The 419-nt window shown below is 56.8% G+C and carries 2 protein-coding genes; both read right to left on the reverse strand.

The genetic code is table 11. The features are described 5' to 3' along the window. Window positions 1–31: 31 nt before the first annotated feature. Window positions 32–133: a hypothetical protein gene (locus tag EZM41_RS14800; RefSeq protein ID WP_446697844.1), complete on the reverse strand. Its 102-nt coding sequence runs from the start codon at window positions 131–133 to the stop codon at window positions 32–34. Between the two features lie 7 nt (window positions 134–140). Continuing rightward, window positions 141–419: hypothetical protein (locus EZM41_RS11175; RefSeq protein ID WP_198471151.1), on the reverse strand; the 279-nt coding region annotated here is incomplete at its 5' end.

The following is a 419-nucleotide window of genomic DNA, read 5'->3' on the forward strand; positions in this document are numbered from 1 at the left end:
TCGACATCCCTGGCGGCTACATTCGGCTTCATCACTTCGAGTGCCGCCTTTGCGCCTCGGAGAGCAAATTATGAACGTCATAGGCCCAGGCATAGCGCCTTTTGGCCGCCACGTTGCGCGTTATGTCGCACACGTAACCCTCATATCTGGCGCCGTAGTCCAATGTGAGCCATTCCCGTTAGAAACGCGGGAAGTATTCCGAATGGATAGGCGAGGAATGCAACGGCCGGCACGGCGACAAGCGCACCCCAGCCGAATGAGCCGCCGTACTGGACGACACTGTCGAACATCATTCCCAGTAGAAGCGTAACCTCAAAGTCAGCCGGCGCGCTCCCCTCTATGGCAAGATGCGCCATGGCTATGGGGATTCCCTGTGGTGAAGATTGTGCCCACGCGTCTTCCAACAACTTTATAATGCC

This window comes from Acetomicrobium sp. S15 = DSM 107314, from assembly GCF_016125955.1.
GTDB classification, from domain to species: Bacteria; Synergistota; Synergistia; order Synergistales; family Thermosynergistaceae; genus Thermosynergistes; species Thermosynergistes pyruvativorans.